This window comes from Streptomyces lucensis JCM 4490, from assembly GCF_014650035.1.
Lineage (GTDB): Bacteria > Actinomycetota > Actinomycetes > Streptomycetales > Streptomycetaceae > Streptomyces > Streptomyces lucensis.
The window spans coordinates 20,847-43,753 of sequence record NZ_BMUE01000023.1; the positions used below are offsets into that span (position 1 = coordinate 20,847).

General features: G+C 71.1%; 18 protein-coding genes. 8 read left to right on the forward strand and 10 right to left on the reverse strand.

The window, feature by feature from the left end; all coding sequences use genetic code 11:
* The first annotated feature begins 86 nt into the window (after positions 1-86).
* Positions 87-2,627 carry an ATP-dependent Clp protease ATP-binding subunit gene (locus tag IE177_RS32590; RefSeq protein ID WP_190019083.1) on the forward strand — a complete coding sequence of 847 codons (2,541 nt, stop codon included), beginning with the start codon at positions 87-89 and terminating at the stop codon, positions 2,625-2,627.
* A gap of 69 nt (positions 2,628-2,696) precedes the next feature.
* Here IE177_RS32590 and ggt read toward each other — a convergent pair whose 3' ends face one another.
* Positions 2,697-4,499, reverse strand: coding sequence for a gamma-glutamyltransferase (gene ggt / locus IE177_RS32595; protein WP_190019084.1), 1,803 nt, complete (start codon positions 4,497-4,499; stop codon positions 2,697-2,699).
* Between the two features lie 142 nt (positions 4,500-4,641).
* Between ggt and IE177_RS32600 the strand changes: the two genes are divergently transcribed.
* Complete coding sequence (locus tag IE177_RS32600) at positions 4,642-5,379, forward strand: hypothetical protein (protein ID WP_190019085.1); 738 nt, start codon at positions 4,642-4,644, stop codon at positions 5,377-5,379.
* Positions 5,380-5,501: 122 nt separating this feature from the next.
* Positions 5,502-7,067, forward strand: a complete 1,566-nt coding sequence (locus tag IE177_RS32605; protein ID WP_190019086.1) for a CocE/NonD family hydrolase — start codon at positions 5,502-5,504, stop codon at positions 7,065-7,067.
* A gap of 48 nt (positions 7,068-7,115) precedes the next feature.
* Here the strand turns inward: IE177_RS32605 and IE177_RS32610 are convergent, their stop codons facing one another.
* The 9 genes from IE177_RS32610 to IE177_RS32650 all read right to left on the reverse strand — a co-directional run bounded on the left by IE177_RS32610 (position 7,116) and on the right by IE177_RS32650 (position 14,848).
* A complete protein-coding gene (locus IE177_RS32610; RefSeq protein WP_190019087.1) occupies positions 7,116-7,994 on the reverse strand; it encodes an amino acid ABC transporter permease in 879 nt (292 codons plus the stop codon).
* Positions 7,991-8,635, reverse strand: coding sequence for an amino acid ABC transporter permease (locus tag IE177_RS32615; protein WP_190019088.1), 645 nt, complete (start codon positions 8,633-8,635; stop codon positions 7,991-7,993). The genes IE177_RS32610 and IE177_RS32615 overlap by 4 nt, the downstream gene beginning before the upstream one ends.
* A gap of 11 nt (positions 8,636-8,646) precedes the next feature.
* Complete coding sequence (locus IE177_RS32620; RefSeq protein ID WP_190019089.1) at positions 8,647-9,594, reverse strand: glutamate ABC transporter substrate-binding protein; 948 nt, start codon at positions 9,592-9,594, stop codon at positions 8,647-8,649.
* A gap of 16 nt (positions 9,595-9,610) precedes the next feature.
* Positions 9,611-10,354, reverse strand: a complete 744-nt coding sequence (locus tag IE177_RS32625; protein ID WP_190019090.1) for an amino acid ABC transporter ATP-binding protein — start codon at positions 10,352-10,354, stop codon at positions 9,611-9,613.
* Between the two features lie 135 nt (positions 10,355-10,489).
* Entirely contained in the window at positions 10,490-10,909 is a 420-nt protein-coding gene (locus IE177_RS32630) for a DUF6278 family protein (protein ID WP_190019091.1), read from the reverse strand.
* 15 nt (positions 10,910-10,924) lie between these two features.
* On the reverse strand, positions 10,925-11,704 hold the full coding sequence (locus tag IE177_RS32635; protein ID WP_190019092.1) for an exodeoxyribonuclease III: 780 nt from the start codon (positions 11,702-11,704) through the stop codon (positions 10,925-10,927).
* 45 nt (positions 11,705-11,749) lie between these two features.
* Positions 11,750-12,385: an MBL fold metallo-hydrolase gene (locus IE177_RS32640; protein ID WP_190019093.1), complete on the reverse strand. Its 636-nt coding sequence runs from the start codon at positions 12,383-12,385 to the stop codon at positions 11,750-11,752.
* 37 nt (positions 12,386-12,422) lie between these two features.
* Entirely contained in the window at positions 12,423-13,715 is a 1,293-nt protein-coding gene (gene pcaDC, locus IE177_RS32645; RefSeq protein WP_190019094.1) for a bifunctional 3-oxoadipate enol-lactonase/4-carboxymuconolactone decarboxylase PcaDC, read from the reverse strand.
* 32 nt (positions 13,716-13,747) lie between these two features.
* Positions 13,748-14,848: an IS110 family RNA-guided transposase gene (locus IE177_RS32650; protein ID WP_190019095.1), complete on the reverse strand. Its 1,101-nt coding sequence runs from the start codon at positions 14,846-14,848 to the stop codon at positions 13,748-13,750.
* Positions 14,849-15,848: 1,000 nt separating this feature from the next.
* On the opposite strand from IE177_RS32650, the gene IE177_RS32655 reads away from it, so the two are divergent.
* The 5 genes from IE177_RS32655 to IE177_RS32675 all read left to right on the forward strand — a co-directional run bounded on the left by IE177_RS32655 (position 15,849) and on the right by IE177_RS32675 (position 22,826).
* Entirely contained in the window at positions 15,849-15,989 is a 141-nt protein-coding gene (locus tag IE177_RS32655; RefSeq protein ID WP_190019096.1) for a hypothetical protein, read from the forward strand.
* A 1,004-nt stretch (positions 15,990-16,993) separates the two neighbouring features.
* Positions 16,994-17,560: a hypothetical protein gene (locus IE177_RS35300; RefSeq protein WP_229816364.1), complete on the forward strand. Its 567-nt coding sequence runs from the start codon at positions 16,994-16,996 to the stop codon at positions 17,558-17,560.
* 13 nt (positions 17,561-17,573) lie between these two features.
* A complete protein-coding gene (locus IE177_RS32665; RefSeq protein ID WP_190019097.1) occupies positions 17,574-18,512 on the forward strand; it encodes a hypothetical protein in 939 nt (312 codons plus the stop codon).
* Positions 18,513-19,029: 517 nt separating this feature from the next.
* Complete coding sequence (locus tag IE177_RS32670) at positions 19,030-19,380, forward strand: hypothetical protein (RefSeq protein ID WP_229816365.1); 351 nt, start codon at positions 19,030-19,032, stop codon at positions 19,378-19,380.
* Positions 19,381-19,391: 11 nt separating this feature from the next.
* Positions 19,392-22,826 carry a tetratricopeptide repeat protein gene (locus tag IE177_RS32675; protein WP_190019098.1) on the forward strand — a complete coding sequence of 1,145 codons (3,435 nt, stop codon included), beginning with the start codon at positions 19,392-19,394 and terminating at the stop codon, positions 22,824-22,826.
* The last annotated feature ends 81 nt before the right edge of the window (positions 22,827-22,907 follow it).

A 22,907-nucleotide genomic window follows, 5' to 3' on the forward strand; every position in this document is an offset into this window, starting at 1 on the left:
CGGCGGATCGTGTCATCGTGGGCATGGGCCTCACGCCCCGGGTTACCCGGCCGCTCCGTACGTCGCCAGCGAAGGAACGGAACGCCATGACCAACGGCTACCCTCCTGACCCCTTCGGTGATTTCCTGGCCCGCTTCTTCGCCGGAGCCGTCGGCGGGCCCGGCCGTCCCCGCCACATCGACATCGGCCGCCTGCTCAGCCAACCGGCCCGGGAGCTGGTCCGAGGGGCCGCCCAGTACGCCGCCGAGCACGGCAGCAGGGACCTGGACACCCAGCACCTGCTGCGCGCGGCGCTCTCCACAGAGCCCACCCGCAGTCTGCTGAGCCGGGCGGGAGCGGACCCGGACTCGCTCGCGACGGAGATCGACGACCGGGCCGGCCCCGTCCAGCATCCGCCGGGCGAGGTGCCGCCGCCGACGTCGCTGTCACTGACCCCCGCCGTCAAGCGGGCCCTGCTGGACGCGCACGACATGGCGCGGTCGAGCGGCGCCGGGTACATCGGCCCGGAGCACGTGCTGAGCGCGCTGGCCGCGAACCCGGACTCGGCCGCCGGGCACATCCTCCACGCGGCCCGCTACTCGGCGGGCGCCCTGCCGCCGGAGGCCGCCGAGACCGCGCCGGCCCGGCCGGAGCGCCAGCGGCCCACCTCCACGCCCACGCTGGACAAGTACGGCCGCGATCTGACCGACCTGGCCCGGCAGGGCGGCATCGACCCGGTCATCGGCCGGGACTCGGAGATCGAGCAGACCATCGAGGTGCTGTCGCGGCGCGGCAAGAACAACCCCGTGCTCATCGGTGACGCGGGCGTCGGCAAGACCGCCATCGTGGAGGGCCTCGCGCAGCGGATCGCCGACGACGACGTGCCGGACGTGCTGGCCGGACGCCGGGTGGTCGCGCTGGACCTCACCGGGGTCGTGGCCGGCACCCGCTACCGGGGCGACTTCGAGGAGCGCCTGAACAACATCGTGGAGGAGATCCGCGCCCACTCCGACCGGCTGATCGTGTTCATCGACGAGCTGCACACCGTGGTGGGCGCGGGCTCCGGCGGCGAGGGCGGCGCGATGGACGCCGGCAACATCCTCAAGCCGGCCCTCGCCCGCGGCGAGCTGCACATCGTGGGCGCGACCACGCTGGAGGAGTTCCGCCGGATCGAGAAGGACGCGGCGCTGGCCCGCCGGTTCCAGCCGGTCCTGGTGCCCGAGCCGACCGTCGAGGACACCATCGAGATCCTGCGCGGTCTGCGCGACCGGTACGAGGCGCACCACCAGGTCCGCTACTCCGACGAGGCGCTGGTCGCAGCCGTGGAGCTGTCGGACCGGTACCTCACCGACCGGCGGCTGCCGGACAAGGCGATCGACCTGATCGACCAGGCGGGCGCGCGGGTCCGGCTCGGCGCCCGTACGAAGGGCACGGACGTGCGCGCGATGGAGCGCGAGGCCGAACAGCTGGCCCGGGACAAGGACCAGGCGGTCGCGGACGAGGACTACGAGCAGGCCAAGCAGCTGCGCGACCGCATCGGCGAGCTGAGGCAGCGGATCACCGAGGCGAGCGGCGACGAGAAGGCCGACGAGGGGCTGGACCTGGAGGTGACGGCCGAGGCCATCGCCGAGGTGGTGTCCCGGCAGACCGGCATCCCGGTCAGCCGGCTGACCCAGGAGGAGAAGGAGCGGCTGCTCGGGCTGGAGGAGCACCTGCACCAGCGGGTGGTCGGCCAGGATGAGGCCGTCGGCGTGGTCGCCGAGGCCGTGCTGCGCTCCCGCGCGGGGCTCGCCAGCCCCCGCCGTCCGATCGGCAGCTTCCTCTTCCTCGGTCCGACCGGCGTCGGCAAGACCGAGCTGGCCCGGGCGCTGGCCGAGGCCCTGTTCGGCAGCGAGGACCGCATGGTCCGGCTGGACATGAGCGAGTACCAGGAGCGGCACACCGTGTCCCGGCTGGTGGGCGCCCCGCCCGGGTACGTCGGCCACGAGGAGGCCGGGCAGCTCACCGAGGTGGTGCGCAGGCACCCGTACTCGCTGCTCCTGCTGGACGAGGTGGAGAAGGCGCACCCGGACGTGTTCAACATCCTGCTGCAGGTGCTGGACGACGGCCGGCTGACCGACTCCCAGGGCCGGACCGTGGACTTCACGAACACGGTCATCGTCATGACGAGCAATCTCGGCTCGGAGGCGATCACCCGGCGCGGCGCCGGGATCGGGTTCGGGCCGGGGGGCGCGGACGCCGACGAGGAGGCGCGCCGCGAGCGGATCCTGCGGCCGCTGCGCGAGCACTTCCGTCCGGAGTTCCTCAACCGCATCGACGAGATCGTGGTCTTCCGGCAGCTGACGAGCGACCAGCTGCGGCGGATAACGGACCTGCTGCTGGAGGGCACCCGGCGGATGCTGAACGGGCAGGGCGTCCGGGTCGAGTTCACGACCGCGGCCGTGGACTGGCTCGCCGAGCGCGGCTACCAGCCGGAGTACGGCGCCCGGCCGCTGCGCCGCACCATCCAGCGGGAGGTGGACAACCAGCTCTCCCGGCTGCTGCTGGGCGGCGCGATCGCCGAGGGCGGCCGGGTCACCGTGGACGTCAAGGACGGGCGGCTGGACTTCCGCACGGAGGAAAGCCCTCCGCCCGCGCCCGAGTTGTGAGCGGCGGTCCCCCGGCACGGATGCGCCGAAGCCCCCCGGCACGGATGCGCCGGGGGGCTTCGCGCGTGCCTACGGCGCCGGGTCCACCACCATCGCCGAGCCGCCGCCGCGCCTGACCTTCTCGGCGGCGGCCAGCCACTTGCCGCCGGGCAGCCGTTGCACGCCGGTCGCCGCGCCGATCTCCGGGTTCTGCTTGAAGCCGTGCCCGAGCGCTTCCAGCTGTTTCCTCAGGTCGGAGTCGTACAGGGCGGGTTCGAGTTCGGTCTGGGCCGCGTTGCGCTGGCTGGCGCGGGGTGCGGCGATCGCGTCGACCAGCGGAAGGCGCCGGTCCAGGAACCCGGTGAGGGTCTGCAGCACCGTGGTGATGATGGTCGCGCCGCCGGGCGAACCGAGCGCCACCACGGGCCGGTTGTGCCGGTCCAGGACGATCGTCGGCGAGATCGACGAGCGCGGCCGCTTGCCCGGGCCCGGCAGGTTCGGGTCGTGCACGGCCGGGTTGGCCGGGACGAAGGAGAAGTCGGTCAGCTCGTTGTTGAGCAGGAAGCCCCGGCCGGGCACGGTGATGCCGCTGCCGCCGGTCTGCTCGATGGTGAGCGTGTAGGAGACGACGTTGCCCCACTTGTCGGCCACGGTCAGGTGGGTGGTGTTCTCGCCCTCGTACGTCGTCGGAGCCGCCGCCGCGCCCTTGCCGCAGGCGGCGGGGTGCCGCGGGTCGCCGGGCGCGACCGGGCTGGTGAGCACCGTGTCGTCCTTGATCAGGCAGGCGCGCGAGTCGGCGAACCGCTGCGACAGCAGCTGCTTCGTCGGCACGTCCTCGAAGGCGGGGTCGCCGACCCAGCGCCCGCGGTCGGCGAACGCGATCCGGCTCGCCTCGATGAAGTGGTGCAGGTACTGCGCCTCGCTCGCCTTGGAGAGGTCGGTCCCCTCCAGGATGTTGAGGGCCTCGCCGACCGTCGTGCCGCCTGAGGAGGAGGGGGCGATGGAGTACACGTTCAGGCCGCGGTAGGAGGCCCTGGTGGGCGCCTGGAGCTTGGCGCGGTAGACCGCGAGGTCCTTCTCGGCCAGCTTGCCGGGGCGGGCGTTCCAGCCGGAGGCGGGGTCCACGGGCGGGTGCTCGACCGTCTTGACGATGTCGTCGCCGATGTCGCCGCGGTAGACGGCGCCGATGCCCTTGCTGCCCAGCTCCTCGTAGGTGCGTGCGAGTTCGGGGTTCCTGAACGTCGAGCCGACGACCGGGAGCCGCCCGCCCGGCAGGAACAGCTTCGCGGTGTCCGGGAAGTAGCGGAACCGGGTCTCGTTGGAGGCGGTCTGCGAGCGGAAGGTGTCGTCCACGGTGAAGCCGTCGCGGGCGATCCGCTCGGCGGGCCGGAGGACCGCGCCGAGTTTCCTGCTGCCCCACTCCTCCAGTGCCTTCTGCCAGGTGGCGGGTGTGCCCGGGGTGCCGACGCCCAGTCCGCTGCTGACGGCGTCGGCGAAGGCGAGCGGCTTGCCGTTCTCCGTGAACAGGTCGGCGTCGGCGGACAGCGGCGCGGTCTCGCGGCCGTCGATGGTGTGCACCGTACGGGACCGGGCGTCGTAGTACACGAAGTAGCCGCCACCGCCGATGCCGGCGGAGTAGGGCTCGGTGACGCCGAGCGCGGCGGCCGTGGCGACGGCCGCGTCGACCGCGTTGCCGCCGTGGCGGAGCACCTCGATGCCGGCGGCGGAGGCGTCCGCGTCGACACTGGCCACGGCGCCGCCGTAGCCGACGGCCACGGGAACCTTGGGGCCGGCCCCGCCCGTTGTCGCGGCGGGTGGCGCCGCCGCCCCCACCGACACCACGGCGGCCGACACCGCCAGCACCGCCAGTCTCCGCGTACCTGGACGACCCATCCGAACCTCCCGCCGGGACAGTCCGCGCAGCGTAACCAGATTGCCGTAGTACCGACAGTACGCCTCGGCCGTCCGCCACACGACCGTCACACATCGAACTGGGGTGCCAGGCCGCCGTCCGGGCCCGCTAGCATGCGCGGCCATGAACGACGACGTGCGCAACATCGTCCTGGGCGTCATAGCGGCAGGCGTCTCGGCCGCGCTGGGCTGGGTCGCCCGCACCTACCTGTGGCGGCGCAAACTGCGGCGCCAGCAGCGGTTCTTCGGGCTGCCGGACCATGCGGAGTCGCTGCTGGTGGTCAACCGCAACGCGGGCGGGCCGGAGCTGTCGGTGATGCGGCACGACGTGTTCGCCCTGCTGGAGCTCTCGGCGCTCATCAAGGACTGCAACGCGCACGCGCGGGTCGTGGCGCACGACGCGGCCCAGCAGGGGATCGGCGAGCGCACGGAGTTCTGCCTGGGGGGTCCCGTCTCCAACCGCCGGATGGCCGCGCACCTGACCTCCCTGCTGCCGGGCGTGCACGTCGACGTCGAGGCGGAGACGGGTCCGCAGGCCGGGGCCTTCCGGATCGGCGGGGAGGACTACCGCGTGGACGGCGGCCGCAGCGAGTACGCGCTGCTGGCCCGGCTGACCACGGGCGGCCGGGCCGACAGCCGCCCGGTGTTCCTGTTCTGCGGCCAGCGCGCGATCACCAACCAGGCCGCCACCCGCTACCTCGCGCGCAACCACGAGCGGCTCGCCCGCAAGCACGGCGACGGCTCCTTCGTCCTGCTGCTGAAGGTGGTCAACTCCGAGGCGTACGGCCCCGACGTGGTCGAGCTGGTGGCGGACGTGACCCGGGCGGCGCGCACCCCCCTGCCGGAGACCGCCGCCGCTTAGCCTTCAACAGTCCCTGTTCTCAACAACCTTTACCCGCACGTAACTTACCGACGGGTTACTTGCGGTAAGGGCTCAGGGTTACTGTCGGGTCACTTTGCACGCACATGTGAAGGAGTGACCCCATGGGACATGGTCGCAGCACCCTGCGCACCCCGGCCGCCGCGGCCCTCTCGGCGGCCCTCGTCGCCGGCACCGTGGCCGGCCTCGCGCCGGCCGCACAGGCCGCACCGTCGATCCGCTTCGTGGACATCACGGGCGACGGCGGCACCGTACTGAAGGCGAACGTCCTCACCCCCGCGGGCGCCGACGGCTCGCACGACTACCCGCTCATCGTGCTGCCCACGAGCTGGGCCCTGCCTCAGGCCGAGTACCTCGCGCAGGCCCGGAAGCTCGCCGACCGCGGCTATGTGGTGCTCACCTACAACGTGCGCGGCTTCTGGCAGTCCGGGGGCCGGATAGAAGTGGCCGGTCCGCCCGACACAGCGGACGCCTCCAAGGTCATCGACTGGGCCCTCGAGCACACCCCCGCCGACCCGCGGCACATCGGCATGGCAGGCGTGTCGTACGGCGCCGGGATCAGCCTGCTCGCCGCGGCCCACGACAAGCGCATCAAGGCCGTGGCCGCGCTCAGCGGATGGGCCGACCTGATCGACTCGATCTACTCGGGCCGCACCCAGCACCTCCAGGCGGCAGCCGTACTGGACGGCGCGGCGACCCTCACCGGCCGCGAGAGCGACGAGCTGCGCGCCATCTTCGACAACCTCTACTCCTCGAACCTCAGCAAGGAACAGGAGATGATCGACTGGGGGAAGAAACGCTCCGTCGCCACCTATCTCGACCAGCTCAACAGCAACGGCGCCGCCGTGATGCTGGCCAACGCCTGGGGCGACACCGTCTTCCCGGCGAACCAGTACGCCGGCTTCTACGAGAAGCTGACCGGCCCCAAGCGGCTCCAGCTGCGCCCCGGCGACCACGCCACCGCCGAGCTGACCGGCCTGTTCGGGCTGCCCAACGACGTGTGGACGGACACCGAGCGCTGGTTCGACCACTACCTGAAGGGCGCCGACAACGGCGTCGACAAGGAGCAGCCGGTCCGGCTGAAGTCCCGTAGCGCGGAGGGGTACGAGGGCTATCCGGACTGGAAGTCGGTCGCCGCGACCCGGCGGAAGGTCGCGCTCGCGGGCTCCACCACCATCCACGCGAACGTCGACTCCGGCGCGGACGGCGGCATCGTCTTCCTGTCCAGCATCCTGGACCAGGTCGCCCAGCTGCCGCCGATCGCCTCGATGCCGCTGCTGCCGCGCCGCTGGGCGGCGGTGTGGCAGTCGGAGCGGTACGGCACGGCCCAGCACGTGCGCGGCACGGCGAGCCTGCACACCACGCTGACCCCGACCGACGAGAGCGGCACCCTGGTCGCCTACCTGTACGACGTGGGCCCGCTCGGAATCGGCAGACTGGTCACCCACGCGCCCTACAGCTGGCACGGACGGACGCCGGGCGAGCCGTTCGGCGTCGACCTGGACCTGTTCTCCACGGCCTACGACGTTCCCGCCGGCCACCGCCTGGCGCTCGTGGTCGACACCGTCGACCCGCTGTACGCCGAGCACAACCCGTCCGGCGCGCAGCTGACCTTCTCCTCGCCCTCGGACGACCCGTCGTACGTGTCCGTCCCGTTGCGCGAGCAGTGATCTCCGGCTGCCGCCGGACGAGCATGGCCCGTGTCAACTGCCGTCCCCCTACGGTCGCGGGGCCGTGGGGGGCTCCCCACCCGGCAGCAGTGTCCCGTACTCGGCCGTGGTGACTGCCACGGCCTCGGTCTTGGGACTGCGCTGCTCCCGGCGGGACACCCAGCGGGCGAACCACGAGAGCAGCATGCACATCCCGATGTAGATCGGCGAGATCACCATCACCACGGGGATGAACGGCAAATCGTAGTCGAGGTTCGACGCGATGAGTTTCCCGGCGTGGAGGAACTCCTCGTAGGTGATGAGGTAGCCGAGGCTGGTGTCCTTCAGCGCGACCACCAGCTGACTGATGATGGTGGGCAGCATGGCGCGTACGGCCTGCGGGACGAGGACGTACGCCATCACCTGCGTCTTGCGCATGCCCAGCGCGAACGCGGCCTCCCGCTGGCCGCGTTCGACGGCGTCGACGCCGGTGCGGAAGACCTCGGCGAGCACCGAGCCGTTGTAGAGGGTGAGTCCGGCGACCAGCGCGGTCAGCGGCTGCGCCTTCAGCGCCACGAAGATGAAGAAGATCATCACCAGTACGGGCATGGCGCGGAAGAACTCCACGACGAGCGTGGCCGCCCAGCGCACCGGCCGGTGGTCCGACAGCCGCCCGGCGGCCAGCAGCCCGCCGAGGGCCAGGGAGAGGACGGCGGCGAGCGCGAACGCCCTGAGGGTGTTGCCGAGCCCGCGCAGCAGCAGTCGCTGGATGCCCTTGTACTCGAAGGGCATCCACTTGGTGTACGCGAACTGCCCGGTATCGAACAGGAGGTAGCAGATCCAGGCGAGAAGGGCGAGGATGACGACGGTGGACAGCACTGCGTAGACGGCGTGCCGCCTGCGGGTGCGCGGGCCGGGGAGGTCGTAGAGCGCGGTGGCCTCGGTCATCGGGCGACCCCGTACCTGCGCTCCAGCACGTTGAACAGGGCGCTGATGGCGAGCGTGATGATCAGGTAGCCCACGGCGATCCAGACGAAGGTCCAGACGATGTTGTAGCCCAGCTCGTTGATGGTCTTGTAGGTGCCGAGCAGTTCGGTGACGCTGAAGGCGCCGGCGATCGCGGAGTTCTTGGCGAGCGCGATGAGCGTGGAGCCGACGGGCGGGATCACGGACCGGAACGCCTGCGGCAGCACGACCAGGTGCAGTGTCTGCCCGAAGTTCATGCCGAGGCTGCGGGCCGCCTCGCCCTGTCCCCTGGGCACGGTGTTGATGCCGGAGCGCAGCGCCTCGCAGATGAACGCCGAGGTGTAGCAGCCGAGGGCGAGGACCGCGAACACCTGGAAGGGCAGCACGAGCCCGAACCGGGGCAGGCCGAGCAGCACCGCGAAGAACAGCAGGGTGAGCGGGGTGTTGCGCAGCACGGTGACCCACACCGTCCCGAACACCCGCAGGGAGCCGACCGGGGCGACCCGGAAGGACGCCATCAGGAAGCCGAGGGCGAGCGCCAGCAGGGAGGAGTAGAAGGTGAGTTGGAGGGTGCCGAGGAAGCCCTCGACGTAGGTGGAGAAGTTGTCCTTCAGTACGTACATGCCGTCCTCGCTCAGCTCGCCGGGTAGCGGTCGATGGCGGGCGGGTGGGGTGCGGGCACGCCGGACAGGCCGAGCGTGGCGTCGTAGGCCTTCTTCCAGTCGCCGTTGGCCTCGCGGGCCCGCAGGGCGTCGTCGAGGGCGAAGCGCAGGGCGTTGTCGCCGTGCGGGACGCCGATGCCGTACGGCTCCTTGGAGAAGGGCCTGCCGACGACCTTGAGTTCGCCGGGGGCCTTGGCCGCGTAGCCGATGAGGATGGCGTCGTCGGTGGTGACGGCGTCGACCTGGTAGGTGAGTAGGTTGTCGACGCAGATGGAGTAGGTGTCGTAGGCGACCAGGACGGCCTTCGGGTAGTCGGCCTTGATGCGCTGGTACGGCGTCGAGCCGGTTGCCGAGCAGACGCGCTTGCCGGCGAGGTCGCGGGGGCCGTGGATGTCCTTCTCGTCCTTGCGGACCAGCAGGGACTGGCCGGCCAGGTAGTAGGGGCCGGCGAAGCCGACGAGCTTCTTGCGGCCCGGGTTGATGGTGTAGGTGCCGACGTAGTAGTCGACCTGGCCGTTCTGCAGGGCGGTCTCGCGGTTGGCGGAGGCGATGGTGCGGAAGCGGACGCTCTCGGGCGGGAAGCCCAGGGAGGCGGACAGCATCTTGGCGATCTCGATGTCGAAGCCGGAGTAGGTGCCGGTCGCGGGGTCCTTCTCGCCGAGATAGGGCTGGTCCTCCTTGGCGCCGACGACGAGGTGGCCGCGCTTCCTCGCACGGGTCCAGGTCCTCGAGTCGGGCAGGCTGAAGCCCTGGGCCACCTGGTAGTCCGGGAGCTTGTCGGCCGCGGGGCCCTTGCGGGGCGGGCTGCCCTCCTTGCCGCAGGCCGCGGCCAGCAGCGCGAGCAGTCCGGCCAGGGCGCACAGGGCGCGGGGCGCACGGGGGGCACCGACGGCGCGGGGCGCACGGGTGGTACGGGACATGGGCGCACTCCCCCGGTCAGTGCTTGAGGATCTTGGAGAGGAAGTCCTTGGCGCGGTCGCTGCCCGGGTTGGTGAAGAACCCCTCCGGGTCGCGGTCCTCGACGATGCGGCCGTCGGCCATGAAGACGACCCGGTTGGCGGAGGCCCGGGCGAAGCCCATCTCATGGGTGACGACGACCATGGTCATCCCCTCCCGGGCGAGCCCGCGCATGACCTCGAGCACCTCGTTGATCATCTCCGGGTCGAGGGCGGAGGTGGGCTCGTCGAAGAGCATCGCCTTTGGCTCCATGGCGAGGGCGCGGGCGATGGCGACGCGCTGCTGCTGGCCGCCGGAGAGCTGCGCCGGGTACTTGCCGGCGTGCGCCAGCAGGCCCACCCGGTCCAGCAGTTCCCGGGAGCGGCGGTCGGCGTCGTCCTTGCCGCGCCCGCGGACCTTGACCTGGGCGAGGGAGACGTTCTGCAGGACCGTCTTGTGCGCGAAGAGGTTGAAGGACTGGAAGACCATGCCGACCTCGGCGCGGAGCCGGGCGAGAGCCCTGCCCTCCTGGGGCAGCGGCCGGCCGTCGAGCGTGATGGTGCCGGACTCCACGGTCTCCAGCCGGTTGATCGTCCTGCACAGCGTCGACTTGCCCGACCCGGACGGGCCGATGACCACGACCACCTCTCCCCTGCCGACGGTGAGGTCGATGTCCCTGAGGACATGCAGCTCCCCGTAGTACTTGTTGACGCCCCGCAGTTCGATCAACGGATCGACGGCCATTCGCAGCCCTACCCACTCTCAGCTGTGTCGTGGTTGCCGCAAACTATCCAGACGGACGAGGGGCCGAGGGGCGACACGCACTTTCCGCGCATTAGCCGTATTTACGCCAGCAGGATGCCGAGGCTCGTCCCGGGGTCAGGTCTCGGTGATCTCCGCGTACAGCTGGGAGAGCTCGGGAACACCGCTCGCCGCCCAGTCCCGCCCGGCCGGCACCACCTCGACCTCGCGGCCCGAGGGGAGCCGTACGACGGGCTCGCCGCCGGAGCGGATCCGCCAGGCCGCGCCGGGCACGGTACGGACCACGACCGTGCCCAGGTAGAGCCCGGCGTCATTGCCCAGCCAGGGCAGCGTCTCCGCGTCGTCCCGCCAGCCCGGGACCATCTGGTCCAGGGCCTCCAGGGAAGCCGGGGTGTCGTCGAGGCGGACGCCGGCCCGGGCCGCCTGCGAGCGCAGCAGCTCGCACTCGGACAGCAGCGCGGCGACCGACTCCGGGTCGGCGGGCAGCGCCGTGCGGCCGTCCTTGCCGTGCCGGTGGCCCAGGAACGGAATGTTCATGGACCCAGGGTGGCATCACACGTCGAGGTCGACCACCACGGGCGCGTGGTCGGAGGCGCCCTTGCCCTTGCGCTCCTCGCGGTCGACGTAGGCGTCCTTGACGGCCCGGGCGAACGGCTCGTTGCCGTACACCAGGTCGATGCGCATGCCGCGGTTCTTCGGGAAGCACAGCTGGCGGTAGTCCCAGTACGTGAAGGGGTGCTCGTACTTGAGGGGGCGCGGCACGACGTCGTCCAGGCCGCTCTCGCGCAGCGCGGCCAGCGCGGCGCGCTCCGCCGGGGTGACGTGGGTGGAGCCCTCGAAGGCGGCCGCGTCGAAGACGTCGTCGTCGGTCGGCGCCACGTTGTAGTCGCCGAGCACGGCGAACGGGCGGCCGCCCTGCGCGTCGCCGTGCACGGCGGCCTTCAGTGCCTCGAACCACTGGAGCTTGTAGGCGTAGTGCGGATGGCCTACCTCTCGGCCGTTGGGCACGTACACCGACCAGACGCGGACCGGGCCGCAGGTCGCGGCGACGGCGCGCGGCTCGGTCACGCCGTCGTAGCCGGGGTCGCCGGGCAGGCCCCTGACCACGTCGTCGATGCCGACGCGGGAGAGCACCGCCACGCCGTTCCACCGGCCGGAGGCGTGCACCGCCGCCTCGTAGCCCAGCTCGCGCAGCTGCTCGAACGGGAACTGCTCCTCGGCGACCTTGGCCTCCTGGAGGCAGAGCACGTCGGTGCCGCTGCTCTCCAGCCAGGCCAGCAGCCTCGGGAGGCGGGCGGTGATCGAGTTCACGTTCCAGGTGGCGATGCGCATGTCCCCCAACCTACCCGGCGGGTGTGACAACGCCGGCGAGCGCGCTCAGACCCCCGCCGACGCCCCGGGGGCCAGCCGCAGGTGCTCCGCGCCGGCCAGCGCTCCGATCTGGCGGTCGTAGATCGGGCGGGCGAGGTCGGTGAGCAGGGCGTCGTGGACGTCGTAGGCGCGCTGCGGCTTGACCTCGCGGACGTAGTCGATCACCTCCGCGATCTTGTTCCAGGGGGCCATGACCGGCAGCATCAGCGTCTGCACCGGCCGGCCGGGGACGGTGAGGGCGTCGCCGGGGTGGAACACCCTGCCGTCGTCGATCAGGTAGCCGACGTTGGTGACGCGGGGGATGTCCGGGTGGATGACCGCGTGCAGCTCGCCATGGACCTGCACGTCGAAGCCGGCGGCGGTGAACGTGTCGCCGTGGCCGACGGTGTGCACGCGGCCCGGGAAGGCCGCGGCGATCCGGTCGGCGACGGACCTGAGCGTCCAGATCTCGGCCGCCGGGTCCGTCTCCAGGGCGGCCCGCAGCCGGCCCTCGTCGAAGTGGTCGGGATGCTCGTGGGTGACGAGGATCGCGTCCGCGCCGACCGCCGCGTCCTGCTCGCTGAACCCGCCGGGATCGATGACGAGCGTCCGCCCGTCCTTCTCCAGGCGGACGCAGGCGTGGGACTTCTTCGTGAGCTTCATGCCTCCCCATCCTGCCGCGCGGGACGCCGCGCGGTGGTCACCCGGCGGGCGTGGTCTCCTCGCGGATGACCTGCTGGGCCACCCGGAACGCGCCGCTCGCCGCCGGCACGCCGCAGTACACGGCCGCCTGGAGCAGCACCTCCTTGATCTCGTCCGGGGTGAGGCCGTTGCGCAGGGCCGCCCGGGTGTGGGCGGCCAGCTCCTCCAGGTGGCCGCCCGCGACCAGCGCGGTCAGCGTGACGCAGCTGCGGGTACGGCGGTCCAGGCCCGGCCGGTCCCAGATCTCGCCCCAAGCGTAGCGGGTGACGAACTCCTGGAAGTCCCCGGAGAACTCCCCGGCCTGCGCCAGCGCGTGGTCGACGTGCGCGTCGCCCAGCACCTCCCGGCGGGTCTTCAGCCCGGTCTCGTACCGGTCGGGCGGGCCGGCGGGCTGCGCCGGCACGGCGGCCGGGGCGATCTCCGCGACCGGCACGGCCTGCGGCGGGGCCTGGGGGGCCCGGACCGCAGGGGCCCCGCCCGGCAGGGCCGTCTGGCCCGTGTCGAAGGACTGCTGCCAGGCGGTGGAGAAGTGGTGCGCCAGCAGGTCGGTGACGGCGGCGGGCTGCTCGACCGGCACCAGGTGGGAGGCGCCCGGGACGACCGCGAGCCGGGCGTCGGGGATGCCGGCCACCAGGGTGCGGGCCTCGGCGGGCCCGGTGACCTGGTCGTCGCTGCCGACCAGCACCAGCGTCGGCACGCCCACCCGGCCCAGCTCGGGCCGCACGTCGAAGGTGGCGAGGGCTTCACAGGCGGCGATGTAGCAGCCCGGGTCGGTGGTGCGCACCATCTGCACCGCCCACTCGGTGATGGCGGGCTGGGCGGCGGAGAACCCGCCGGTGAACCAGCGCTCGGGCGCGGTCCGGGCGATCGGGTCGAGGCCGTTGGTGCGGACGATGACACCGCGCTGCCGGAACTCGTCGGCGGTTCCGAAGCGGGGCGAGGCCGCGACCAGCGCGAGCGAGGTGAGCCGTTCGGGGCGGCGCAGGGCCAGCTCGATGCCGATCGCGCCGCCGAGCGCGCAGCCGGCGTACCCGAAGCGCTGCACGCCGAGCGTGTCCAGCGTGGCCAGCAGCCGGGCGGTCAGCTCGGCGACCGAGCCGGCCGGGTGGGCGGGGGCGCCCCCGTGGCCCGGCAGGTCGAACCGGAAGACCCGCCACTGCCCCAGCAGTTCGGGGACCTGGCGGTCCCACATGTGCCATGTGGTACCCAGTGAGGGACCCAGGATCAGGACCGGGGCGTCTTCTGGCCCGTCAAAGCGGTATTGCAGGGTGTTCGGTGGTGTCTCACTCACGCCCCAGACCCTCTCACGTCTCACGACTGCCCCTATGACGTGGGTTGCGGCTGCACAGGTCTGACCAGGTGGAAGACCTCCCGGGCCGCGTAGCGCTTGAGGCTTCGGACTATCTCGCGCCGGGTCTTGCCCTCCTTGCTGCGGCGCTCGTAGTACTCCTGGGTGCGCGGGTCGACGCGCAGGCGGGTCTGCACGATCCGGTGCAGGGCCGCGTTGGCTTGCCGGTCGCCGCCGCGGTTGAGGCGACGGTACTGCCGACTGCCCGACGAACGCTCGACCGGGCTGACCCCGCACAGCGCCGCGAAAGACGCCTCACTGCCCAGGCGTTCCGGGTTGTCCCCGATGGTGATCAGCAGAGTGACGGCTGTGTCCGGACCGATGCCCACTACCTCAAGCAGCTGCGGAGCGTGGCGCTCCACCAGCCGGGTCAGGCGGCCTTCCAGCTCCCGGACTTCTTCGCTGAGCTGCCTGATGCGCCGGGCCAGGTGTCCCAGGGTGACGTGGGCAGCGTGAAGCACCGCTCCCCCGCCGATCTCGTGGTTCAGGCTGTCGTCGACGAGCCCGGCGCAGGTGCGGAAAAGTTCTGCGTTGCCCAGCCCGGCAAGTTCCTCTCTCAGCTGCGGATCGGCACGGATGAGGACAGCCTTGAGTTGGTTGATCGCCTGGGTGCGGGCCTTGACCGCCGAGTCCTTGGCCAGCTTGTACATGCGGGCGATCTCCACTGGCCCGTCGCCCGTCTTGGCCTGGGCGCGCGCCCACCCGCTGAGCACCGCCCGAGCCGCGTTCTCGGCATCGAGCGGGTCCGACTTGCCGCGCCGCCGGCGGTCGGCCCGGTCGAACCGATTGACATCGAAAACGTCCACACCCTGGGCCAGCAGGTAGCGGGACAGGGCCGCCCCGAAGGAACCGGTCCCTTCCACTCCGGCCCGCCGCACCGTACCCGACGCCCTGGCCCACCCCAGCAGGTTGCGGTAGCCAGCCGCGCTGGCCGGGAACTCCTGGGTGCCGATCACTTCCCCCACCAGGGAGATCACGGCGGCCACATGGGCATCCCGGTGCGTGTCCACTCCCAGGACCACCTCCCTCGCCGGCCGACGCCGACGAGGACGCGAAGCGGTGGACGTGCCGGTCATGCTCGTTCCCTTTCAGGCCGACGGCTTATCGCGTAGCCGGTAGCGGGCCGTACGGACGGTCAGAATCGTGATGGCGCCTTTCCGGCAAGCCCCTATCGAGACACGTCCATCAGCCCGAGACCAACAGTGCGCTGTCCCCTGGCCGGCGGTCGACACAGTGTGATCAGGACACCTCGGTCAGAGATCTCAGGAGTCAGACCCCGCCGTAGGACAGGCACCCACCTACGGTTCTCGGCCCAACCGGCCTCCAGCCACGTCAGCCCGCTCGTTCGAGCGATCGACCCGCAGGCGGGCGAACACGATGCGGTGGAGCGCGGCGTTGGCCTGCCGGTCGCCACCGCGGTTGAGGCGACGGAACTGCCGGCGTCCCTAGGAACGCTCGATAGCAGCCCTTCCGTCCTGGCCAGGTGCTCCGAGCGGAGCGGTCGTACAACACGCAGCCGAGGGAGTAGACGTCGGAGGCAGGCTGGGCGGGATGGCCCAGCCCGCGCTCCGGGGCCAGGTAGGCGGCGGAGCCGACGATCTTGCCGGTACCGTTTCCGAGGGGCCGGGGCCTCGGCGATGGCCGGCAGAGGTCCGGTGATGTCCCCGAGGCAAGCCACCCCGGGGCCGGCGATCGAAGTCGCTGTGGTCGGCCCACCCGGCCCCTCGCCCACGCCCCGCCATCCAGCCCGTCGAGGCATGGCGCGGCCGGGGCATGAGTCGCGGTACTCAGCTGTGGTGCGCTTCGCCGCGAACCACGCGCCCGGCAGCCGGTAGCGCTGGCTGCCCCAGTCCGACGCCTTCGGGCTGGCATCCATGCCACCAACAGGATCCGGAAAGTCTGTGTGACGCCGCCTCCAGTCGCTTACACGAATCCGATCAACCAACCACGACTTTATGGAGGCCAGCCCTGGGTCAGTACGCACCCCTGCGGTCACTCGTGGGCAGAATCCGCAAGTTGGTTGACAAGACCGTTCTTCTCCATGGCCGCGTGTATGCCGCTTCTACGCTGGCCTTCATGCGCGAAGTCGAATACCGGAGCAGTGGCGTTCCGTTGGAGGAGTATGAACTCACCCGCGGGGACCGCCGCCGGCAGAAGCAGAGCGAGGAGATCAGCGAGTCGGTTCGGCGTCAGGTCGAGGAGGACAACGCCAAATGACGGGCAGATCCGGCGAGGGCGGAGCGTCGCCGCCAGGCGTTCGAGAATGTCGCGAAGCTGATGCAGTCCTTCAAGAAGGCAGACCACGAAATCATGCGGTGGCGTGTCCGGTTGTACTGCGGCCACATCATCGAGACGGAGGCTCACTACACGTACACCGACCCCCTCTCCGCCGGGGCTAACGGCAGGCGATGCACTGAGTGCGGGGAAGACCGACAAACAATCGTGGCCTTCGAACCCATCGGACTGCGTTGCGAGCCACCGGAAGCAACAGAACCTCCACCTCCACCGCCCCCGAAGAAGCCGACACGAGCCGACCTCGAACGACGCGTTAAGACCCTGGAGAAGGAGAACGAACGCTTGCGCGCGAAGCTCAGTGGCTGAAAGCCGCGACCGCAGCCACCGGGCTGACTCGCCAGCAGCTCACGGCGGCCGAGCTGACGGCAACGGCGAAGATCGCCGCCGCACCGACACCCAGTTCGCCCGCGCAATGGCAGCTCATCGCTTCTTCGGCGAAGGCCCGGCCGCGCACCGGTCGGCGATACGCGCCATCGCCGCGCAGACACAATCCACGTCAGCCTTCGCTCGTTTGAGCGAATTGTTTCGAATCACCCGCCACTGACAATCGGAACTGACACCGTGCCGTCCTCGTACGTCAACCTCGATTCGAAGGCGGGCCATTGGAACGGCAGGTCAATGAGCGGCAGCTCTCGGTGCTGAAGTGGGTGGGAGCCGGGTGCCCTGCCGGCGTCTGGGAGACCAGCTCCTACAAGACCACTTGCCAGGCACTGCAGAACCGGAGCCTGGTCACGATCTCCCGGAAGGGCGGGCAGTGGAGTGTCGCCCTGACAAGCATCGGCCGGCACTATCTGGCGCACGGCACGTACCCTCCCCGCGGTTCACGCTCGCGGAAGGCCCAGGCCGCCACTCCGCAATCCCCGTCTAACCGCGCGCAGGAAACTCCGGCCTCCGGGCGAAGGCAAAGCTCTCCCCCGCAGCCTCGCGTGACGTTCACGGAGCAGCTGCTGCAAGAGCTCGCGGAGGCGGGCGGCCGGATCGTCAAGAACGGAAGCGGGCCGGATTCCGTAAACTGGCCGTCCCGTATCGCCGCTGCCCGCAGGTCCGGAAGGATTCCGGAGACGAAGGAGCTGTACGGGGGTTGGTGCCGTGGCGGGTACGAGATCAAGCTCGTCGACATCCCCGCCTGGCGTCTTGCCGTCCTCGAACCCGTCCCCGTGCCCGCCCGGCTCACCCGCCCGCACACCGTGGTCCGAGCCATGCAGAGCGAACAGCAGCCGCTGGGCCTGACCAGGCCCGTCCAAGGACGTGCTCTCCGGCTCATCCAGGCGCTGATCACCGCTGCTGAGCCCGCTGGACACTCCTGTTCGGCGGGAGCGACCGGCTTCGCGCCCCCGTCTCATCGCCGCCGCAGAGCGTCTCCCCACTTCACCATCACCGCACAGGGCCAGACCGTGGGATTCCTCGTCCTCCAGGAACAGGACCGGACCGAGCACGTCGCCACCGAGAAGGAACTCGCCGACGCCAAGAAGCACTCCCCAGTACTGGACTAATAATGTCCTGGTCATGAACGATTCGCTCTCTTCCGAGAGCCTCTTCCACGGCGCCAAGGAGGCCGCTCACAAAGCCATGGACGACCATGGCCGCCCAGAGCACGACGAGTTCGCGCTCCACGCCGGCGTCGCCGTCGAGAAGCTGGCCAAGGCGGTCCTCGTCTCGAAGAACCCGGTCTACATTGCGGAGATCCGCAACAACAGGGCAGACATGGTGCTGTACCTCGGAGGGCACCTCCAGGTGGACGAAGAGAAGATCCGCACGGTCGGGGCCATGGAGGCCATCAAGCGGCTCCGGAAGATCAACATGCTGCAGCCGGACCCCCAGCTCGACCTGCTGATCGAGATGCGCAACGGAGCAGCTCACACCGCTCCTGACAGCACCCTGGCCAAGGGGATGATCTCTCCCCTCGCGCGGACGGTCGCGGCACTGCTTGGTGATCTCGGCAAGCCGCTGGACGCCTTCTGGGAACGGTGGACGGACGCGGTCAAGGCCGCCGTCAACGAGCAGGAGGACCAGGTCTTCCGCGACGTCCAGCTCCGGATCACCCAGGCTCGACCCGCCTTCGAAGACCGGTTCGTCGGCCTTCCGGCGGAGGCCAAGGAGGGCGCTCTGAAGGCGCCCCAGCCCCGCAACGAGGAGTGGTTCGTCCGGCCGACGGAGTACCTGAAGGACGGCATCGTTGTCCTGAAGACCTTGGGTGGCGCATGCCCGGCTTGCGGCGGTCAGGGACTCCTCACGTTCGAGCCGGTCAGCCGGACGGCCACGAACACGCACTACTCCGCGAACGGCTTCGGCTGCTACCTGTGCAACTTCGAAGCGAGTGGGCCGGATGAGATGGCCGCCCTGCGGAAGGCCAACACTCCGCCGATGATGACCACGGTGTCCGTATCGCACGGGCCGACGCTTCCTCCTGTAGTGCTGAAGGCGCTGGACGAGGAAGACGCCTGATCCACACCCCGAATGCCCCAGCTCCCAGAGTCGTGGCCTTCCGCATGTCCCGAACCGCGCCGGGTCCTCCTGCACCCACCCCGCGAGGAGATCCCCTTGTTGTTGTTCCCCGAGCGTGCTCAGAGTGGCCGCAGAGAAAGGTGACACCGGCACCGACATCGGCAAGCTGATCAGCCAAGCGATCAGGTAGCCGCCGCGGTGGCCGCCGTGCTCACAGGGCGGATGTACGCCAGCCACTCACGCCCGATTGTTGGAGGCGACGTTCAGCAGCGGTCAGTGTTGACCTGGCTGTCTGCCGCCCGGGGACGGCCCACGCTATCAGCGGAGCCAGCAATTCCCACTCCGGTCGGTGTTAGTGGTTCCGGGGCGCCCTTTCCCCATGGCTCTCCCTCAAGGCTTTCCCCACGGCGACGCGGGCCTGGCCGTATGGTGGGGCTCGGCATGCGGCGGGGCTCGTACCGGGCTCGGTGCGGTTCCGCCGCTCGACGGGGGGGAGGGGGTGGATGAGAGGGTGCCTGTGCGGGGTGGTGACCGGCGCGCCGTCCTGGTCACGACGGTGCTGGTCCTCGCGGTCTTCGCCGGTGCGCTGTCGGTGCTGAGCTGGGACCGAGCGAACCAGGTGGCCGGCGTGGTCTCGGCGGTGGTTGGCGTGGCCGCCCTGGGGGTCGGCGTCTGCGCGCTGCTGGCCCCGTCCGGGAGCACGTCCGTACAGGTGTGCAGGACCGGGCGTGCCACGGCCACCGGCGGCGGGGACGCCAACACGGGTGCCGTCGCCTCCTCGTCCGCCGGTGCGGTCTCCGTCGGGGAGACCGGTGACGCACGGGCGGACGGCGGCAGCGCAAACACCGGTTACCGGCGGCAGGAGTAGCGGCGCATCCGATGTTCTTCCGCAGCCGCGCCGCGGTGCGCAAGTCGGGCGGATCCTCCGCCGAGGGAGCCGGGGCCTTTGCCAACAGCGGCGTGATGATTGACAGCTCCGTGCAGGTGTTCGCGGGGCGCGCCGCCGTCTCCGGCTATCTCCTGCAGGTGGAACAGGCACTCGCGGCCGCCGACTTCCAGGGGCGCGAGAGCGAACTCGCCCAACTCGCCGCCTTCTGCGCGCACGATGTGCCCGCAGACCGTCACGGCGCCAGCTACTGGCGCTGGGTGGCCCCGGCGTGGGCAGGAAAGTCGGCCCTGCTGGCGCACTTCGTCCTGCATCCTCCACCCGGCGTCGATGTCGTGTCGTTCTTCATCACCTCCCGCATGGCCGCGCAGAACGACGCCGCGGCGTTCTGCGAGGTCGTCCAGCGGCAGGTGTACGCCTTGCTGGGCGAGGAGGAGCCGCTGAGTAGCCCCGCCACGCGCAACGAGCAGATGCTGCTCGCGCTGCACCGCGCCGCACAGGGGTGCGCGGCGCGCGGCCGACGGCTCGTGCTCGTGGTAGACGGGTTGGACGAGGACCGCGGCGTGATCGCCGGTGCCGACGGCCACAGCATCGCGGCGCTATTGCCCCGCGTTCCGACGCACGGCATGCGAATCGTCGTCGCTGGCCGTCCGCATCCGCCGGTACCGGGGGATGTGCCTGCGGACCATCCCCTGCGGACCACGCGGATCGACCACCGGCTGGAGCCGTCCCCGCACGCCCGCACGGCGCGCTGGGACGCGGAGGACGATTTGCTGCGACTGCGAGACGGCGGCGGGCTGGGCTGGGACTTGGTCGCTCTGACCGTCGCAGCCGGAGGTGGGCTGAGCGCGCCTGACTTCGCGGAGCTGACCGGTAGCCTGGCGCGGCTGGTCGAGCGCGAGCTGTCCGCGGTGAACGGCCGTAGCTTCCGCCAGCGCTCCGGGCAGTGGACGTCCGCCGGTCCGCACGTCTTTCTCTTCGCGCACGAGGAGATCCGGCGCGGCGCGGCTGAGCTGGTCACGGACCAGGAGCTGGCGGCCCACCGCAGCCGTCTGCACTGGTGGGCGGACTCCTACCGGCGCGCGGGGTGGCCGGAGGGGACACCCGAGTACCTGCTGCGCGGCTACACCCAATTGCTGCGCGAACAGGGGGATACTTCCAGGCTGGTGGCGCTGGCCTGCGATACCCGGTGGCAGGAGCGGCTGTGGCGGGCGTCCGGGGCGGACCTGGAGGCGCTCAGCGCGGTGTCGGCCGCGTTCGATCTGGTGCTGGCGGACGGCGGGCGCCGCGGCGATCAGGACGTGTCCGTGGCCTTGCGGCTCGCCGCCGCGCGGGACGGGCTGCACGATCGGACGGCGCCTCTCTCCTCCGACCTGATCGCCCTGTGGGCCCGGTGCGGGCACCCGGCGCGCGCCGTTCATCTGGCCGAGTCGCAGCGCGACGCGTGGGACCGGGTGGCCGCCCTGAGCGCCATCGCTGGCGCCTTGGCCACCGCGCGCCCGGATCAGGCGGCCGCTCTGCTCGACGGAGCGGACAGCACCAAAGATCGGGACCGCTTCCTGGCGGCGATCGCCAAGGGCCTCGCGGGCTCCGGCCGGCCCGCCGAGGCCCTACAAACGGCCCGCCACATAAGCGACCCGGAGTGCAGGGCGGAAGCTCTCGTCGCCGGCGTCGGGGCCCTGGCCGGGGCGGCGAGGAGCGCCGCGGCGGCCCAGGAGGAGGCCGGGGCACGGGGCACCGATGCGGTTTCTTGGGCGCTGGAAGCCGTCGACGCGGTCATGGCGGTGCCCAACACCGTCTCCCGCAGTGCCCTGGGCGCCTCGCTGGCCGCCGCGCTCTCCCGGCTCGGCGAGGATCGCCGAGCGCTGGCGCTGGCGGAGCGTGTCGTGGCCAGTTCGGCCGACTCCGGTGACGCGGTCCGGCGTGCGCAGTACCTCGCCCTGTTCGCCCGGGGGATGTCCACGGCGCCGGGGCTCGCCGCGCAGGCCGCCAAGTTCGCCATGGCGTCGGCCCGGCTGGCGGCGGACATCGACGACCCCGACGGCGTGGACTTGGTCTACCCCCACGTTGCTGCGGGCCTGGAGGCGACCGGGCACCACCAGCAGGCGATCGACCTGGGCAGCCGTTTCCTGAACGATCCGGAGGACGGCCTGGTCGAGATCGGCATCGCGGTCGCGGAAGCCGGTGACCTCGACCGAGCCCTGAAGCTGGCCGAGCGGATCACGGAACCCATCTATCGGGCGCGCGTCCTCAACGCCGCCGGCAGGATGACGGCAGGATCCCGTGACCCGGCGCGGACGCTGCGCCTGGCCCAGCAAGCCCGCGACGCCACCGACGAGGTGCCCTACCTCCACTGGCGGGTGACGCTGTCGGCCGACACCGCCGACTTCCTGCTGCGGGCGGGCCAGGAGGAACGCGCCCACGCCGTGGTCAAGCGGGCGACGAACATGGCGCGGAGGGGCCGAGTGCCCAGGGTGTACACCCTCATCAAGCTGGCCGTCGCGGCTCACCGGTCGGGGCACCGGGACGACGCGGCCCGCCTCATCCACCGCGCCGAACAGGCTGCTAACGCATCCGCCGATTACGCACGCGTTCTCAACCTCGCGGAGGTAGCCGAGGGCCTGCACCACACAGGTCGCCCCGCGGAGGCGGACGAACTCCTGCGCCGCCTAATCCACGAGAGCCGGACCCTGACGGATCGTGCCGAGCACGCCGAGGGCCTGCGACGAGTGGCCGAGGTATTCGGCCGCATCGGGAAACCGGACGGAGCGGCAGACCTGGCTCAGGAGCTCCTGGGCCTGGCAGGCACCGCCGACAGCCCATCCCGCCGACGCTGGGACACGTACGCCGCCGCCGGTGCGCTCCTCGCGACGGGCGAGATCGACGCGGTGCTCAGGCTGGAGGGCGGTCTGCCGGATGGCGCGGTCGACGAGATCCTCACCGGTGTCGTGAAAAAACTCGTGGACGCCGGTGATCTGGCCGCAGCAGAGCGGATCACCGACTGTCAAGGAGACGAGCACGCCCTCGGCTACCTCGCAGCGGGCGCCGCAGCCGCGGGGGACGTCGCCCGTGCCGCCGCGCTGCTGGAGGAGATCAGCACCCCTGTCCTGCGCGAGGCGGCCACGCCGGCCGTCGTCAAGGCGCTCAGCCGGGTGGGCGCCCGCGCGGCGGCCCGTGCCCTGGCCGACGCCCTCACCATGCCCGATCACCGCGGCAAGGCGCTCGCAGCGATCGCCCAGTCCCTCGGCCCCTGCCCGCAGGGGCGCCTCATGCTGGTCGAGGCGCTGTGCTGCGTCCCGTGGGAGCAGGTACCTGAGGAAATCGCCGGTGTGGTGCCGGAGCATCTGCCCCTCCTTGCAGACCTCGTGCCGACGGAAGGCCAGGGTCCTCCTTCAAAGATCATCAGGTCGTGGATCAGGGTCGGGTGATACCCCGTCAACTCACCGACATGGCCGGGAGTTGCTCCGTCCAGCCGACAGCCCCGAGCATGTCACCTTCACCGGCCCCGT